Source organism: Pseudomonas sp. GD03858, assembly GCF_029840925.1.
Classification (GTDB): domain Bacteria; phylum Pseudomonadota; class Gammaproteobacteria; order Pseudomonadales; family Pseudomonadaceae; genus Aquipseudomonas.
Genome location: NZ_JAOCDM010000066.1, coordinates 1 through 16,505, shown reverse-complemented (window position 1 = coordinate 16,505; position 16,505 = coordinate 1). Strand labels below are relative to the sequence as shown.

Below are 16,505 nucleotides of genomic sequence, written 5' to 3'. Positions count from 1 at the left end.
GCGTCACTCGGTGGGGTCGATGCTGTTGGCCAGGCTCAGGCTGCGGTTGCCTGGCAGCAGCACGTAGCTGTAGGAGCGGCCCTTCTTGAGGAACAGCTCGTCGAAGCTGGCCACTTCACGATCCCCGACATAGGCGGCGAAATCGATCTTGATTTCGTTGACCATGCGCGTGCCGGTCTGGCCGTTGGCCAGAGGCTTGACCACTTCGTGCTTGCCGTCGGCGGTGCGCAGCATCGCTTGGGCGGGGGTGAGGTTGTAGAAGGCCACCTGCGCCTTCTTGGGCTCGTTGACGTACTGGTCGGCGATCAGCTTCAGCTGTTGGCCGTCGTACACCACGGTGCTGGCGGCGTTGGCCACCAGGCTCGGCTCGATGGCCTTGGCGCCGATGCCGATCTTGTGCTTGCCGGCCGGTACGAAGCGATAGCCGCTGAGCTGGCCGGGAGCGACCTTCTGCGGGTTGACCTTGCCGCTGAGGGTCACGTCGATGTTGCTACCTGACAGGTTGAGCACGCGCACGAACGCGGAGTCCGCCGGCGCCACGGCGTCGTACAGGTCGGCGTTGCCCTCGGCGGCGAGCGCGGCATGGCTGGCGGCGGCCAGGGCGAGGGCGGTGAACAGGGACGAAAGCTTCATCGGGATCTCCTTGAAACGTCAGAAATGAGCAGGCTGGGTGCTGCGCGCCAGCGCGCCGGGACGGTGGGCAAGCAGGGTGCGCAGGGGGAACTCCCAGACCACCGTGGTGATCTGCGGGTTGTGCAGCTGGTCGCTGGCGAGGAACTGGCCCATCGCCTCGAACGGCCCGCGGGCCTCCACGGCGATGGACAGCAGGTCGCGGTTGAGCGCCTCCTTGAGGAAGCCGACGAAGTTCCAGTCGTCGATCTTGCTGTAGCTGGTGCCGACCAGCAGCAGGCTCTGCGCCTGCTCGGCGAACAGGTCGTCGCTGCTCTGTTCGGCGCGCAGGGTCTCGTACAGTGCGATCGGGCTGGGGCCGAACTGCGGCGCGAGGCGCGCATGGTCGAACTGCAGGTAGTTCATCAGGTCGCCCTTGACCTCTTTGTCGCCGGTCTTGCGCGAGACGTACACCTGATCACCCAGTAGTCGCGGACGCTGGCGCGCCAGCTCGTAGGCCGACAGGCGCGCGCCGTCGGGGCTCCAGTGGGTGTCGGACTTGAGGAACAGCCGCGGCCCGGCCAGGTTGCGCAGGTAGGCTTCGCGCAGCGGCACCACGTCCAGCTGGCGTGCTTGCAGGTCGGCGACGAAGCGGTCGTAGAGGCTGATCACGCGCGGGTCGAAGGTATGCTCGGCATGCTCGGCATAGATATCCAGCTTCATCGGCAGCGGCAGTAGCACCAGCTGCTTGCCGTGCTCGGCCAACTGCCGCTCGACCTTGGCGATCTGCTCCAGTTGGCTCGCCAGGTTGGCCTCCAGGTCATTGGGCACGCGGTATTCCTGGTTGGTGTAGAGCCAGCCGTCCTTGCCCAGCACCACGCCCTTGGTGCCCTCGCCGAACAGCTGGAACTGGGCGTCGGCCCACAGCTCGACCGAAGGGTCGCGCAGGAAGAAGCGCTTGTCGTAAGCCTGCTCGAACTTGCGCAGCAACTTGCCGTCGACGAACAGGTTCCAGCTGTCGGTCTGGGTGCGGGCAAAGCTCAGCACCGGTGGCAGCGAATAGACGAACATCGCCGCCAGCACCAGGGCGAAGATCACACCGTTGGCCTTGCTGGCCGAATTCATCACTGGGTACATGGCATTTCCACGGAACGGTAAGTTGGAGGGGGGCATCTCAAGCCTTGCCCTAGAACTGGAAATACAGGAACGGCGAGAACGAGTTGGCCGCCAGGCTGCTCAGCGCCAGCAGGAAGCCCCCCCACAGCAACACGCTGTGCAGCACGCCGACGTGGCGCATGAAGTAGCCTTCCTTGTTGCCGGCGTAGAAACGCACGTTGTTGATCCCGGCCAGGAGCAGCCAGGCGAACGCCACCAGGGCGAAGGCCATGGCCATCTTCGAGGCGCCGAGCACGTACAGCTCCAGCGAACCGAAACCGTTGAAACCCAGCAGCGCCTGGTAGATCTGCAGGCTGTGGCGCAGGTCCATGGTGAAGAACAGCGGCATGCTCAGCACGATCAGCAGGCCGGTGCGCAGGTTGCGGCCCAGGTGGTAGGGCGTGGTGACCTTGGTCGCGAGGTTGAACTTGCGCTCCAGCACCATGCCGATGCCGAAGAACAGCCCCCAGCAGATGAAGGCGAAGCTCGCCCCATGCCACAGGCCCGACAGCAGCATGGTCCACACCAGCGCCGGCAGCGCGCCGGCCACGCGCTTGCGCACCAACGGCATGTACACGTAGTCGCGCAGGAAGTGCGCCAGGGTCATGTGCCAGCGCGACCAGAACTCGGTGATGCTTTGCGACACATAAGGCTGGTTGAAGTTTTCCGGGAAGCGGAACCCCATCATCAGCGCCAGGCCCAGGGCCATGTGGCTGTAACCGGCGAAGTCGAAGTACAGCTGCAGTGTCGACACCACCAGGCCGAACCAGGCATCGCTGAACTGCAGGGTGCCCTCGCCGATGAACAGCACGTTGATCGGCGCCAGCCGGTCGGCGATCAGCACCTTCATGATGAAACCGAGCATGAAGCGGCACACGCCCAGCGAGAACAGCTCCAGCGAGTGGCTGCGCTGGCGCAGCTGTGGCGCCAGCTGGCTGTAGCGCAGGATCGGCCCCGCCACCAGGTGCGGGAACAGCGCGACGAAGGCGGCGAAATCGATGAAGCTGCGGGTGGGCGTGGCGTCCTTGCGATAGATGTCGACGATGTAGCTCAGGGCGTGGAACACGTAGAACGAGATGCCCAGCGGCAGGAAGATGTTCTCCAGCGTCCAGGTATTGATGCCCAGCGGCGCCAGCAACAGGGCCAGGACCTCGGCGCCGAAGTTGGCGTACTTGAAGTAGCCCAGCGTGGCCAGGTTGCCGGCCACGCCGATCCACAGCAGGCGCAGGGCCCAGCGCTTGTCCCCGGCATCCAGGCGCGCCTTGATGCGCAGGCCGAATGCGTAGTTCCACCAGGTGATGGCGACGAACAGCAACAGGAAGTCCGGGCGCCACCAGGCGTAGAAGATGTAGCTGGCGGCGACGATCACCAGCGAGCGCCACTGTGGCCTGGCCAGGTAGTAGACGGCCAGGAACAGCGGCAGGTAGAGGAACAGGAACACGTTGGAGGCGAAGATCATGCGGGTCCGTCCTTAGTAGCTGATCACCACGCCGACACTCAGCTGGTAGTCGTCACCGGTGTCCAGCGCGCTGCCGGCGGCGAGGTAGCTGGCGCTGACCAGGGTGTTGATGTCCAGGTGCTTGCCGTCGAGGGCTACCGGGAACATCTTCCAGTAGTAGTTGAGGTCGATCATCTGGCCGACGTTGTCGCCCTTGCCGTTGCGGCCCGCGTTGATCTCGCTCTGGCGTCGCGAGCGAGCATCGGCGGTCATGCGGATCGGCAGCGCGCCGTCCTCGTCGCGCAGGTTGAGCTGGGTCACGCGCAGGTCCAGGGCGCTGCGCGCGGTGGGGCGGGTCTCCACGGCCAGGCCGTAGTAGCTCAGGTTGCGCAGGTCGAGGGCGACGAACGAGCTGGTCAGGCGCGTGCTGTAGGAGCCCTGGCGGGTGATGCGGTCGGACTGGATCGGGTTCAGGCGAAAGCCGTCGTTGTCGTCGTCTGGCTTGTCGGTCAGACCGCCGCGCAGGGCCAGGCGCGGAGTCCAGGGCAGGTTGTCGAAACGCTTGCCGACCTCGCCCAGTGCCGCCCAGCCCCGACTGGCATGGCCAGTGCTGGTGACACCGTTGGCGGCGGTGTTGTCCATCTTGCCGTCCAGCGCCGCCAGCTCCAGGTGGTAGTCACTGTCGAGCGGCAGGTTGTCACCCTTGAAGAACACGCCGTAGCGCAGGCCCTTGAAGTCGTAGCGGTCGTCGATGTCGTGGTCGCTGCGGTCGTTCTCGTGCATCAGGCGCACGCCGACCTGGTTGTTCGGGTTCCAGCGGTAGGCGTACTGGCCCATCAGATACAGCGTGCGCTCCTCGCTGGCGGCCAGTGAGTTGACGTCGGTGTTGTAGTTGTGGAACTTCTGCCCGACCGCGACGAAGGCGTCGGAGAAGGTGTCCTGGTAGTTGAAACGCACCGACTCCAGGCTGTCGTCCCACCAGATGCCGTAGTCGTCGTAGAAGCGCTGGCGGCCGAACGACAGCGAGAAGCGCGGGTCGTCGCCGATCAGGTTGCGCTTGACGTACAACTCGCGCAGCTCGGCGTACCAGCCTTCGGGCTGCTCGCGCTCATTGTTGTTGGTCGATTCGTTGGCCAGGTTGCTCGACTGGCTGGAGTCGTAGTTCAGCCACAGGCGGCCATAGACCATCCACTTGGCCCAGCGCTTTTCCGGCGAATACCAGGCGAACGAAGGCTCGTAGCGCAGGCTGTAGAAGGCTTCGCGGTCTCGGCCGACCTGGGAGTCTTCCGGCCCGTAGCCGGTCTGCACGGTGAGCTTGTTGAAGAACTCCGAGGTGATCACTGGCTCGCTGCCATCGAGGCTGGCCACGCGCACCGGGGCGCTGTTGTCCGCTTCCGGGCCGGTGACTTCCTCCGCCGCCAAGGCCGCTGACAGTGGTGCCAGGGCGAGCAGGGCGCCGAACAGGGATTGATGCGCTTTCACAGGGTGGCCTCCTTCAACAGATCGCCGCGCGCGGCCAGGGCGCGCTCGATGTCATCCTTGGGCAGGGTCTTGTCCAGCCGTTTGAGCAGGCCGCGGGCCCGGGTGTCGCCCAGGTCCAGGGCGATGCGCGCATAGGTGTAGGCCTTGACCGGGTCATGGCAGATGGCGCGGCCGCGCAGGTAAACCGTGGCCATGCGGTACCAGGCGGCGATCGAGCCCTGCTCGGCCTGCGCTTGCCATACGGCGAGGGCGCGCTCCTGGTCGGGTTGGTCGAGGCCACCCTTGCTGTACAGGTCACCGAGCAGCAGCTGGGCGTCCGGGTAGTGGGCGGCAATCAGCTCGTCGATCAGCGCCTGGGACTTTTCCGGATCCAGGGTCAGCCAGTTGTTGACCATGTAGAACGCGGCATCCAGGGCCTTGGCCCGAGTCGGATCCTTGGTTCGTACCTGCTCGATCAGTACCTGGGCCTGCTCGGCGTTGTGCTCGGTGGGGTTGGAGATCATGAAGTTGGCCTTGGACACCAGCGCCGGCAGGTAGCCGCGGGCGACGGCGTGGTCCAGCCAGCGCTGGTATTCGGCGATGCCGTCGGCGCGCAGCTTGGCGTTGGCCTGGTCGCGGGCCTGCTGTTCGGGCGTGGGCTCGACCTTGGGCCCCATGGCGATGCCCTGGCGCTGCTCGCGCTCGGCGTCTAGCTCGGCGCGGGTGATGCCATGGATGCTGTCGATCAGCGCGCCGATGCGCTGCACCACCTCCACCGGCAGGCTGGCCATCTCCGGCTCCAGGCTGCGGGCGAAGGCGAGGAACGCCGGGTCCTGGCGCTCGCCGAGGAAGCGGTAGTAGCGTTCGATGCCGCGCGGGTCGATGCGCGCGGCCTGCCGGTACCAGTGCTCGGCCTCGTCACGCCGGCCCTGGCGCTCGGCCACCACGGCGCGATACAGCTCGGGGCGGCAGTTGAGCAGGCAGCTTTGTTCGTACAGGGCCAGCAGTTCGGCGGCGCGCTGACCGGGGAACAACTGCGGGTAGACCAGGAACACTTCCAGGCTGGTGCTGGTGCTGCGCGGATCGCGGTCGTTGGGGTAGCGGGTCAGTGCCTCGCGTACCCAGCCCTCCTGGCTGCGTTGCAGGCGCGGGGTGCGGTCGAGCAGGCGCGCCAGCGAAGCCAGCGCGGGGATCTGGCCCTTGCCGTCGGCGAAGGCGTCCCGGTACAGGCGGATGATCTCCTGGCGGCTGGCCCCTTCCTGGGTGGCCAGCACATCACCGAGCAGCTGCTTGGAGGCCAGGTCGCCGCGCGCGGCGAGCTCGCGCAGGTCAGCGGTGACGTTGGCGCTCGGATCCTTGTACAGCGCATAGCGGATCTGCTCCAGGCTCTGCCCGGCGCAGGTTGCTCCCGCCCAGGCCAGGCCCAGGCCGGCCAGCACCAGCCGAGGGGCGTTCTTGGCGTTCATGGCCCGTCCTCAGTTGGCGTTGCCGAACGGCAGGCCCAGGTACAGGTCGACCGCCACCGCCTTCTGGTAGGCGGTCGCCGGCAGCGGGCTGTCGGGCTGGATGGTCAGGGCCAGGTTGCGGTTCGCCTCGTCGGAGCGGGCATCGACCACCTTGCCGCTGAAGTGCTCGTCGAGGCCGAACACCTGCATGTCCACCGCACGCACGCGGCTGACATCGGCGAGCTTGTCGAACGGCACGTTGGCGCGCACGAACAGGCCTTCGTTCTTCGGCAGCAAGTGCATCATCGGCGCGGCCTTGTAGCCGTAGCCATCCAGCGGCGGCGCGGGGTAGTACACCTGGCAGTCGCATGGGCTGTTGATCACCGTCTCGATGGTGGCGCGGCCGAGCAGCGCCTGCAGATCGCCCGGTGCCAGGTCGGCCAGGGCCTTCATGTCGGCCGGGCTGGTGAAACTGGTGGCCAGCTGGGTCGAGATGCTCGCCAGAGGCTGGCCGGCCTGGACCTCGGTGGCCCCCGCCGGCAGCAGGTATTTCACGTAGCCGTTGTCCGGCATGCTGATCACCTGGGCATTGGTCGCCACCGTGGCCTGCACGGCTGGGACGCGGAAGAACAGCAGGTAGCCCTTGTAGCCGACGAAGGCCAGCGCCGCCAGGCCGGCGGCGCTGTACAGCGCGGTGCCGGCCACGGCCCGCAGGCGCTCGCCCGGGCTGCGGGCGCCGGCCTGCTTGTGCTTGCGCTCCTTGATGTAGTTCTCGCGCTGCATCACGTTGAACAGGCCATTGATGTCGGCGATCTCGCCCGACAGGTAGGCGCTGATCAGGTAGCGCAGGATGTCGCGCTTCTGCGCGTCGAGGTCGACGAACTGGGCGCCGACTTCCTTGCCGCGCTGGGAGACGATGCGCACCTTGCCGTCGATCGACAGGTCGACCTGGTTCAGACGCAGCTGGATCGAGGCGTCATACAGCGCGCCGACGGTCAGCGGCGTCTCATGCAGCAGGCCGATGCCCCCCAGCGAGATATCCGCAAGGTCCGCCTCGAAGGGCTCGCGGCCGGCGCCGGCCATGCGCACCCGCGCATTCATCCGGGTGCGCACGTACTGCCGCTCGTCGATAGCTTCGTGGACGATGTTGGCCGCCGTCTTGCCCGGGGCGGCGGGGGTATTCGAAGTACTCATGTGCAGGCGCCTTTCCTTAACGTTGCGTGAGTTCCAGAAGAACGGTGATGACCCCGAAGAAAATGGCGATCGAGGAGCACAGCATCGCCTTCGAGGACCAGCGGTTGAGGCTGGCGTCGAAGTCGACGCTGCCGTTGGCCAGGGTGGTCTGCTGCCGTGTCCAGCGTTGCTGGTCCATGTGGAACAGGGCGTAGACCTTCATCAGCGAACCGACGATCTGGTTGTAATAGAGAACGAACGGGTACATCGGGCTGACCGGGTGCCCGGCGAAGACGAACAGCACCGTCACCAGGCTGCGTGAAATCAGCACCCAGAACAGGTACACCAGCAGGTACTGGATGCCGAACACCAGGCCGGCCACCACCGAGGCGCTCAGGCCCATCAGGCAGGTCCACATCGACACGCGCTGGTCGAGCAGCACGTAGAGGGTGAACAACCCCAGGCGGGCGCGGCCGAGCAGGGCGGTGGCGCGGAAGTTCTGCCGCAGCGAGTTGCCGTACCAGCGGAACATCAGCTGGCGGGTGGCGACCCAGAAACTGTCGCTGGGCGGGTGTTCCACGGTCAGGGTGTGGCTGTCGGGCACGTAGAAGGTGTCCCAGCCAGCGCGCATCAGGCTCAGCCAGCTCGACTTGTCGTCACCGGTGAGGAACTGGAAACGGCCCAGGCGCCAGTGCTGGAGGAAGTCGGCTTCGACGTCGCGGATGAAGTCCGGGTCGGTCATCACCCCGGCGCGGAAGAACGACAGCCGTCCGGTGAGGGTCAGCACCCGGTGCGACAGGGCCATCGAGCACATGTTGATGTGCCGCTGGACGAAGCGCATCGAGTGCCACTGACGCATCCAGCGGCTGCCTTCGACCTCGCAGAATTCATTGGTGGTCAGGCCGCCCACGTTCGGCAGCAGGGCGAACAGTTTGACCGCGCGCTCGACGCAACCCGGCAGCATCATGGTGTCGCCATCGACCACGCCGACCACCGCGTCGTCCAGCGGCATCTGCCGCGACAGGGCGCGGAAGGCGTGGGCCAGGCCATCGCGCTTGCCGGTGCCGCGGGCGCGAACGATCACCAGGCCGATGTCGTCACGCCCCTGGACCTCGTTGCGCATGATGTCCTTGATGAACTGCTCGTCGCCTTTCTCGACGATCGAGGCGATCACCGTGCATGGCACCTTGAGCCGTTGCACCTCCTGGAATACCGACTGGTACACCTTGAAGGTGGTGTGGGTGGGGATGCGAAAGCTGGTCACCACCATGAACATGTGCGATGGCAGCGCCGCGTCGCCCAGCCGCTCGACCTGGCGGCGCAGGCGCGGGAAGCGCCAGTGCAGGAAGTACATGCCGCGCAGGTAATGGACGATGGCGTTGCCGTAGCGCCACATGCCCAGGGTGCCGATGATGAAGATGAACAGGTGGTGGTTCGGGTCCAGGTATTGCGGTGCGACCATCTGCGCGGCCAGCGCGATCAGCCCTGCGAGCATCGCCCAGGCGCAGAAGCTGGCGGCCGCGCGCAGGTAGCCCGGGGCCACGCAAGGGCGCTGTTGTCGTCGTTCCATGTCACTGTAGCTCCTGTGTTCGGGGGGCCGCCGCTGCCAGGTGGGTGGCGTGGATTACCAGCAGATACCCTGGCGATGGGTGTCGCTGGCGCCGGCCATGAACCCGACCAGATCGATCACCTGCTTGTCGGCGCCGACCTTCAGGGCCTGGACGAAGCGTTCGTCGTTGTTGCCCAGCACGATCACTTCGGCCTCGTCGATCACTTGTTGCAGATCACTGCGCAGCAGGGCGCTGACGTGCGGAATCTGCTGCTCGATGTAGTGGCGGTTGGCGCCGAACTGGCGGGCGTGGTCGACGTTGGCGTCGTAGATGCGCAGGTCGTAGCCCTTGCCGGTCAACTGCTCGGCCAGGGTCACCAGCGGGCTTTCGCGCAAATCGTCACTGCCGGCCTTGAACGCCAGGCCGAGCAGGGCAATCTTGCGCTTGCCGGACTGGGTGACCAGGTCGAGGGCGTTCTGCACCTGGTTGCGGTTGCTGGCCATGATCGACGCCAGCAGCGGATGCGCGACGTCCAGCTGGCCGGCGCGGTAGGTGAGGGCGCGCACGTCCTTGGGCAGGCAGGAGCCACCGAAGGCGAAGCCTGGGCGCAGGTAGTAGCGCGAGAGGTTGAGCTTGTGATCCTGGCAGACCACATCCATCACCTCGCGACCATCGACGCCCGAGGCCTTGGCGATGTTGCCGATCTCGTTGGCGAAGCTGACCTTGGTGGCATGCCAGACGTTGCAGGTGTACTTGATCAGCTCGGCCACTTCGACCGACTTGCGGATCACCGGTGCGTCGAGGTCCTGATACAGCGACTCGAGCAGGTCGCCCGACCGTTGGTCGAGTTCGCCGATCACGGTCATGGCCGGGAAGTCGTAATCCTGGATCGCCGTGCTTTCGCGCAGGAACTCAGGATTGACCGCCACGCCGAAGTCGACACCGGCCTTCTTGCCCGAGGCTTTTTCCAGAATGGGAATGACCACGTTGTTCAGCGTGCCGGGCAGTACCGTGCTGCGCACCACCACGGTGTGGCGGCTGGCCTTGTCATGCAGGGCCGCGCCGATCTCGCGGCACACCGCCTCCATGTAGACCAGGTCCAGGTCGCCGTTCTTCTTGCTCGGCGTGCCCACGCACAGCAAAGACAGGTCGCTGGCCAGAATCGCGGCCTGGACGTCGGTGGTGCCGCGCAGACGGCCCTGGCGCACGCCGTCGAGCAGCAGTTGCTCAAGGCCCGGCTCGACGATCGGCGAGCGGCCCTGGTTGATCATGTCGACCTTCGCCTGGTCGACGTCCACCCCCACCACCAGATGCCCACGCGCCGACAGGCACCCGGCGCACACCGCGCCCACATAGCCAAGTCCAAAGATACTGATGTTCATAGATCCCTCTCCCCAGGCTGAGCGCAAGGCCCGCCGAGATACACCGTTCAATAAGTTGTTTACGTGACAGACGCGCAGAATAAGGCCGCGCTTGGAAGGTGGCGCCGCTGGCTGTTTCTTGGTGGTCTTTTTACATCCTAAGGAGTTTTTTATTTGTTCGGCAACCCTTGTTGTTTGGTGTTTGTGAAAATATTTTAAATTCGATACTGCAAGTTGAAAAATCTTTGAAAATCAAATAGATAAAGTTTGTTGTAAGTTAGGCGTCAAAAAAATGATTTACCTTTACCTGTCGACAAAATGACGTCAAAACGGCGTTTCCGAGCGCGATTTTCCGTTTGCTGGCCTTTCGGCATCTCTTTTTTGCTATTTGCCTTGGTGTTAAGTTTTATTTGGCTGGGCGGCGGGCAGAGTGCAGCGGACGTTATTGATGGTCGTACTCTTGAGTGCTGTTTATGTGGGGTGCGATGCCCCTGTCGACTTCGCAATATTGACTATCGGCCCGGTGCGCTGGCGCGGCCATGGCGCAATGATGGCTTGCAAGGATTGGATCCAATTGGCATAGTGCCGTGCGAATGCGCACGCATTCACTCGGGTGCCGGACGCACCCGTTTCCACTCATGCAAAGGAGGCAAGGCAGATGCACGGATTCGGCCCGCGACTCAGAGAGGAGCGCGAGCGCCTGGGGCTCACCCAGCGCATTTTTGGTGACATCGGGGGGGTGGAACCCAACGCCCAGGGCAAATATGAAAGCGGCGAACGTACGCCGCGCATGGACTACCTCGCCGCCGTGGCGGCTCGAGGGGTCGATGCGCTGTATGTGTTGAGCGGGGTGCATACGCCCGCGCCGCTGGACAGCCTGAGTGCCGACGAGGACCGCCTGCTGGGCGCATTCCGGCGTCTGCCCACCGCCGACCAGGCCGCCGTCTGGCACCTGCTCAACCGCTTGGCGGGCGAGGTGGGAGACGCGCCAACCCTGCGCATGCGTCGCCCTGACCGGCAGGCATATTTCCATGACGCTTTGCGCTAGGTTGCTTGTGAAAAATTTTGTTAAGGTGGCGGGATCCAATCGCCCCACTGACGAGGTGTCTGCTTGATTAGGGTCCTGGTGGTCGATGATCACGATCTGGTGCGTACGGGTATCACGCGCATGCTGGCCGATATCGATGGCCTGCAAGTGGTGGGGGAGGCGGATTCGGGAGAATCCGCCCTCAAGCTTGCCCGTGAGCTCAAGCCCGACGTGGTCCTGATGGACGTGAAGATGCCAGGGATCGGTGGTCTGGAAGCGACACGCAAATTGCTGCGCAGCCACCCGGACACGAAAGTGGTCGCGGTGACTGTGTGCGAAGAGGATCCGTTCCCGACCCGGCTGCTGCAGGCCGGGGCCGCCGGCTACCTGACCAAGGGCGCCGGGCTCGACGAAATGGTCCAGGCGATTCGCCTGGCGTTTGCCGGGCAGCGTTACATCAGCCCACAGATCGCCCAGCAACTGGCGCTCAAGTCGTTCCAGCCGCAAGGCTCGCCGTTCGATGCGCTGTCGGAGCGGGAAATCCAGATCGCGCTGATGATCGTCGGCTGTCAGAAGGTGCAGATCATCTCCGACAAGTTGTGTCTGTCCCCCAAGACCGTCAATACTTACCGTTATCGAATCTTCGAAAAACTCTCGGTCACCAGCGACGTCGAACTGACCTTGCTGGCCGTCCGCCACGGTATGGTCGACGCAAGTCTGTAAACACACCTCATGTCACAAACCTTTGATGCAAGTGCGTTCCTGGCGACCTGCAGCGGTCGCCCGGGCGTATACCGGATGTTCGACGCCGAGGCTCGCCTGCTCTATGTGGGCAAGGCCAAGAACCTCAAGAAACGCCTGGCCAGCTATTTTCGCAAGACCGGCCTGGCGCCGAAGACGGCTGCCCTGGTAGGGCGCATCGCCCAGGTCGAAACCACCATCACCGCCAACGAGACCGAAGCGCTGCTGCTGGAGCAGACGCTGATCAAGGAGTGGCGGCCGCCCTACAACATCCTGCTGCGCGACGATAAGTCCTACCCTTACGTATTTTTGTCTGACGGGGATTTTCCGCGTCTGGGCATTCACCGTGGCGCCAAGAAAGCCAAGGGCCGCTACTTTGGCCCGTACCCCAGCGCCGGAGCCATTCGCGAGAGCCTGAGCCTGTTGCAGAAGGCGTTCTCGGTGCGCCAGTGCGAAGACAGTTACTACGCCAACCGCACCCGTCCTTGCCTGCAGTACCAGATCAAGCGCTGCAAGGGGCCCTGTGTCGGGCTGGTGGCAGCCGAGGAATACGCCGAGGACGTGCGCCACTCGGTGATGTTCCTCGAAGGCCGCAGCCAGCAGTTGGGCAATGAGCTCAACGTCGAGATGGAAAAGGCCGCCATGGCCCTGAACTTCGAGAAGGCCGCCGAGTTGCGTGACCAGATCGCCTTGCTGCGTCGGGTGCAGGACCAGCAATACATGGAGGGCGGCTCCGGCGACGTCGACGTGGTGGCGGCCTTCGTCAACCCCGGTGGCGCCTGTGTGCACCTGATCAGCGTGCGCGGCGGACGGGTCCTGGGCAGCAAGCATTTCTTCCCCCAGGTCGGGATCGAGGAGGAGGTGGCCGAGGTGATGGCCGCGTTCCTTTCCCAGTACTACCTGGGTAACGCCGAACGCGAGCTGCCGGGCGAGCTGATCGTCAACGTGGTGCACGAGGACTTCGACGCGATCACCCAGGCGGTGCAGGTCCTGCGCGGCCGTGAGCTGACCATCAGCCATCGGGTGCGCGGCACCCGGGCGCGCTGGCAGCAGCTGGCGGTGACCAACGCCGAGCAGGCCCTCAACGCCCGCCTGGCCAACCGCCAGCATATGGCCGCGCGTTTCGAGGCGCTGGCCCAGGTGCTGGGCCTGGACGAGGTGCCGCAGCGCCTGGAGTGCTACGACATCAGCCACTCCAGTGGTGAGGCCACCGTGGCCAGCTGCGTGGTGTTCGGCCCCGAGGGCCCGCTCAAGTCCGACTACCGCCGCTTCAATATCGAAGGCGTCACCGCCGGCGACGACTATGCCGCTATGCACCAGGCGCTGATGCGTCGCTATGGGCGGATCAAGGACGGCGAAGGCAAGCTGCCCGATGTGCTGCTGGTGGATGGCGGCAAGGGCCAGCTGAACATGGCCCGCGAGGTGATGCAGGAGCTCGGCCTGAGCGACCTGACCCTGCTCGGCGTGGCCAAGGGCGTGACCCGCAAGGCCGGCTTCGAGACCCTGTACCTGAACGATGTGGCCCACGAGTTCACCCTCAAGGGCGACTCGCCGGCGCTGCACCTGATCCAGCAGATCCGCGACGAAGCCCACCGCTTCGCCATCACCGGCCACCGTGCCCGACGCGGCAAGGCCCGCCGCACCTCGAGCCTGGAGGATGTGGCCGGTGTCGGACCCAAGCGCCGGCGCGACCTGCTGAAACATTTCGGCGGCCTGCAGGAGCTCAACCGCGCCAGTGTCGACGAGATCGCCAAAGCCCCCGGCATCAGTAAAAAGCTTGCCGAGTCGATTTATGCCAGCCTGCATAGCGAGTAGAATGCCGGGTTCAACTCGCAGCCAGTCGTACCGATGAATATTCCAAACCTGCTCACCGTTCTACGCGTCCTGCTCATCCCGATCTTCATCCTGCTGTTCTATGTGCCCTATCACTGGAGCTACATGGCCGCCAGCACGGTGTTCGCCATCGCCGCCGCCACCGACTGGCTGGACGGCTACCTGGCGCGTCGCTTGCAGCAGAGCACGCCGTTCGGCGCTTTCCTCGACCCGGTGGCCGACAAGCTGATGGTGGCCGTGGCCTTGGTGTTGCTGGTGCAGGTGCATGCCAACTTCTGGCTGACGCTGCCGGCGGCGGTGATCATCGGACGCGAGATCGTTGTCTCGGCCTTGCGTGAGTGGATGGCCGAGCTGGGAGCGAGGGCGCACGTGGCGGTATCGAACCTCGGCAAGTGGAAGACCGCCGCGCAGATGCTGGCGCTGGTGATCCTGCTGGCCAATCCGCCGCTACTGACCTTCTGGGTGGTGCTCGGCTATGGCTTGCTGCTGGTGGCGGCGGGCCTGACCCTGGTGTCGATGGTGCATTACCTGCTGGCCGCCTGGCCGCACCTGCGCGAAGGTTCGGAGCAGAAGTAAAAGTTTTTTTGAATCAAGGGGTTGACGCCGTTCTGTAACAGGTTAGAATGGCGCCCATCACGACGCGGGAATAGCTCAGTTGGTAGAGCACGACCTTGCCAAGGTCGGGGTCGCGAGTTCGAGTCTCGTTTCCCGCTCCAAATTCGATCCACAGTGCGTCGCTGGGATCACGAAGAAGAGGCCGAAAGGCCTCTTTTTTTATGCCTGGGATTTGAGCTCGTCGTCCTCGAGCGCCTGGGCGGGCGACCTGTGTCCCAAACGCCCCCGCCTGTTTCACGCTATCAGCCAGCCAGGGTCGCCTTCGGCCAGGGTGCCGCCATGGCTGGTCGTATCTCCCTCTCTCGCCGCCGGTTGGCCTTCAATGATCGTGCAGTGCGCACCGGTCTCGATGACCGCGCCGCAACTGATCTGGTCACCCACGCGCGCGACCGCCTTGCCGTCGACGAAGGTGGCGCTGGCGCCGGTTTCCACCGTGCCTTCGCCGTGGAGCGGGCAGCTGTGGCGGTGGCCGACCAGGACGATGGGTTTCATTTGCGCTTTCTCCTGACGGGCTTGGCGGGTGCCTCTTCGAAGGCTTCGGCTGGCGCAGGGGCGGCGCGGACGTTGAACAGGCGGCAGATGACGTACCAGCAAACGGCGAGGGTGAAGTTGTAGGGGAACAGCACGGCCCAGAACGGTAGTTGCCAGTTCTTTTTGCCTTGCATTTCACCGGGTTCGCCAGTGCGCCAGGGGGCGTAATGGCGCCAGGCTTCTGCTGGGGTCAGGCAGATGGCGTGGAGCGGCCTGTGCCACCAGTTGGGTTCCTCTGGGGGAGGGAGTTTGTCTGGACCGTGGTCCATGAAGTGGCGCAGGTACTCCCAGACTTCGGCGACAGACTGGATATCCGACTCGGTTGGCCTGTTGCTGTCGATCCAGAGGCAGTCCGTTTTATGCAGACTGCCGTCTTCCCTGCGTGGAGCGAAGGCGAGTGCGTAGCTGGTTGTGAAGGAGACACCGCCAAATTCGGTACGTGCGAAAATGCCGCCGCCGGTGTTGTTCCAGTCAAAGGAAATAAGCCTTCCAAAACGTTGGTAGTATATTTTTTTGGTGCTTCTGTTTAAATAAATTTTGGTTATTTTTTTATAAGTAAAATCCTGTAAGCGAGAAATGGGGTGAAGGTGAAAGGCACGAGTATCTCAAGTGCAAGCAGGTAGTAGGATATGTTAGGTGTGATATTTTCCTCTGTTGTGAATGATATCGGGTAAGCGAACATGGCGATGCATACCGTCATTGCGGTATACATTTTTCCCGTGAATACCGAGTCTGTTACCCATGGGTTGTGTAAGCTAATAAAATTTTTGGATATTTCATATGTTTGGTCGAAAATTCTTGGGGCTATATGGTTTGTATTTTTTTGGTTGAACATCCATTGTATTGACATATTATTTTCTCAAGGTGAACTGGGGGAATAGGTGGATTTATTTGTTCTGCTCTAGTCCCTGCTGTTGTGTTATTGAGGTCGCGGTGAGGTGCCGCCTCCAGCTGTCAGTTCCCCGGCGAAGTTCGGTTTCACGCGCACGGTTGTGGTCAACTCCACCGCTACCGTGCAATTTCCGGTGACGCGCAACTGTTTCATTTCCTCCATCTGCGCCATGCCGTTTTTCAGATAGCACTCCACTTCCTGGCTGAATGGATTCTCCCGCACGGCCTGTTTCTGGTCGCACCATCCCGTATTCACTCGACCAGCCAACCGGAATCACCTTCGACCAATACTCCTCCATGATCTGTCTGATCGCCTTGCCCGGCGACATGTCGGCCATCGATTCGAAAACTAGCGCTGCCGCTCACGATCAGTGCTCCGCAACTGATGCGGTCGCCAACTCTGGCAACCGCTCTACCGTTGAATTGATAGGTAGGGCTGCCAGTCTCGACAGTTCCTTTGCCATGGACAGGGCAATCATGCTGGTGCCCCACTAGAACCACTGGCCTCATGGCGTTTCTCCGGCTGCGGGAGCCGTACGGGACTCCAGATCGATCGCCTCGGGCCATTTCACCTTGGGTGCCAGGCGACGGATGAAGCTGATTTCGGCGTCGTTGTTCCAATCGCGGGGAGGGTGAACGAATTTTGGGAGCGCTTCAGGCCCTTGCTGCATGAAA

General features: G+C 63.7%; 15 protein-coding genes, 1 tRNA gene and 2 pseudogenes. 5 read left to right on the top strand and 13 right to left on the bottom strand.

Translation table 11 applies throughout. The annotated features are described in order from the left end of the window. Positions 1-3: 3 nt before the first annotated feature. From N5D48_RS16920 to N5D48_RS16885, 8 genes are read right to left on the bottom strand one after another with little or no spacing between them, the layout of a single operon-like run. Positions 4-633 (bottom strand): alginate O-acetyltransferase AlgF, encoded by a 630-nt coding sequence (locus tag N5D48_RS16920; protein WP_279886348.1) that lies wholly within the window; start codon positions 631-633, stop codon positions 4-6. Between the two features lie 18 nt (positions 634-651). After that, positions 652-1,746: an alginate O-acetyltransferase gene (locus tag N5D48_RS16915; RefSeq protein ID WP_279886346.1), complete on the bottom strand. Its 1,095-nt coding sequence runs from the start codon at positions 1,744-1,746 to the stop codon at positions 652-654. Positions 1,747-1,795: 49 nt separating this feature from the next. After that, the gene (locus tag N5D48_RS16910) at positions 1,796-3,223 is read right to left on the bottom strand and encodes an MBOAT family O-acyltransferase (protein WP_279886343.1); all 1,428 of its coding nucleotides are present in this window, start codon (positions 3,221-3,223) and stop codon (positions 1,796-1,798) included. A gap of 12 nt (positions 3,224-3,235) precedes the next feature. Next, entirely contained in the window at positions 3,236-4,684 is a 1,449-nt protein-coding gene (locus N5D48_RS16905) for an alginate export family protein (protein ID WP_279886340.1), read from the bottom strand. Further along, entirely contained in the window at positions 4,681-6,129 is a 1,449-nt protein-coding gene (locus N5D48_RS16900; protein WP_279886337.1) for a sel1 repeat family protein, read from the bottom strand. Before N5D48_RS16900 ends, N5D48_RS16905 begins: the two co-directional genes overlap by 4 nt. Before the next feature lie 9 nt (positions 6,130-6,138). Next, positions 6,139-7,302, bottom strand: a complete 1,164-nt coding sequence (locus tag N5D48_RS16895; protein WP_279886335.1) for a PilZ domain-containing protein — start codon at positions 7,300-7,302, stop codon at positions 6,139-6,141. Between the two features lie 16 nt (positions 7,303-7,318). Next, positions 7,319-8,851, bottom strand: a complete 1,533-nt coding sequence (locus N5D48_RS16890; RefSeq protein WP_279886332.1) for a glycosyltransferase — start codon at positions 8,849-8,851, stop codon at positions 7,319-7,321. Positions 8,852-8,905: 54 nt separating this feature from the next. Then, positions 8,906-10,213, bottom strand: a complete 1,308-nt coding sequence (locus tag N5D48_RS16885; RefSeq protein WP_279886329.1) for a UDP-glucose/GDP-mannose dehydrogenase family protein — start codon at positions 10,211-10,213, stop codon at positions 8,906-8,908. Between the two features lie 637 nt (positions 10,214-10,850). Between N5D48_RS16885 and N5D48_RS16880 the strand changes: the two genes are divergently transcribed. The 5 genes from N5D48_RS16880 to N5D48_RS16860 all read left to right on the top strand — a co-directional run bounded on the left by N5D48_RS16880 (position 10,851) and on the right by N5D48_RS16860 (position 14,509). Continuing rightward, the gene (locus tag N5D48_RS16880; protein ID WP_279886327.1) at positions 10,851-11,240 is read left to right on the top strand and encodes a transcriptional regulator; all 390 of its coding nucleotides are present in this window, start codon (positions 10,851-10,853) and stop codon (positions 11,238-11,240) included. Between the two features lie 63 nt (positions 11,241-11,303). Beyond that, a complete protein-coding gene (gene uvrY, locus N5D48_RS16875) occupies positions 11,304-11,942 on the top strand; it encodes a UvrY/SirA/GacA family response regulator transcription factor (RefSeq protein ID WP_023631421.1) in 639 nt (212 codons plus the stop codon). 9 nt (positions 11,943-11,951) lie between these two features. Continuing rightward, positions 11,952-13,775 (top strand): excinuclease ABC subunit UvrC, encoded by a 1,824-nt coding sequence (uvrC, locus tag N5D48_RS16870; protein ID WP_279886324.1) that lies wholly within the window; start codon positions 11,952-11,954, stop codon positions 13,773-13,775. A gap of 33 nt (positions 13,776-13,808) precedes the next feature. Continuing rightward, positions 13,809-14,369, top strand: coding sequence for a CDP-diacylglycerol--glycerol-3-phosphate 3-phosphatidyltransferase (pgsA, locus tag N5D48_RS16865; RefSeq protein WP_194791160.1), 561 nt, complete (start codon positions 13,809-13,811; stop codon positions 14,367-14,369). A gap of 64 nt (positions 14,370-14,433) precedes the next feature. Further along, positions 14,434-14,509, top strand: a tRNA-Gly gene (locus N5D48_RS16860). Positions 14,510-14,642: 133 nt separating this feature from the next. On the opposite strand, the gene N5D48_RS16855 is transcribed toward N5D48_RS16860, so the two are convergent. From N5D48_RS16855 to N5D48_RS26200, 5 genes and pseudogenes are all read right to left on the bottom strand, one after another. Continuing rightward, positions 14,643-14,900 carry a PAAR domain-containing protein gene (locus N5D48_RS16855; protein ID WP_279886321.1) on the bottom strand — a complete coding sequence of 86 codons (258 nt, stop codon included), beginning with the start codon at positions 14,898-14,900 and terminating at the stop codon, positions 14,643-14,645. Further along, positions 14,897-15,789 (bottom strand): annotated as a pseudogene (locus N5D48_RS16850) (hypothetical protein). The gene N5D48_RS16855 and the pseudogene N5D48_RS16850 overlap by 4 nt, the downstream one beginning before the upstream one ends. 84 nt (positions 15,790-15,873) lie before the next feature. Next, positions 15,874-16,062: pseudogene (locus tag N5D48_RS16845) on the bottom strand (hypothetical protein); the annotation flags it as partial. A 20-nt stretch (positions 16,063-16,082) separates the two neighbouring features. After that, positions 16,083-16,340: a PAAR domain-containing protein gene (locus N5D48_RS16840; protein WP_279886319.1), complete on the bottom strand. Its 258-nt coding sequence runs from the start codon at positions 16,338-16,340 to the stop codon at positions 16,083-16,085. Next, positions 16,337-16,501 (bottom strand): DUF6708 domain-containing protein, encoded by a 165-nt coding sequence (locus N5D48_RS26200; protein WP_347881633.1) that lies wholly within the window; start codon positions 16,499-16,501, stop codon positions 16,337-16,339. Before N5D48_RS26200 ends, N5D48_RS16840 begins: the two co-directional genes overlap by 4 nt. Between the last annotated feature and the right edge of the window lie 4 nt (positions 16,502-16,505).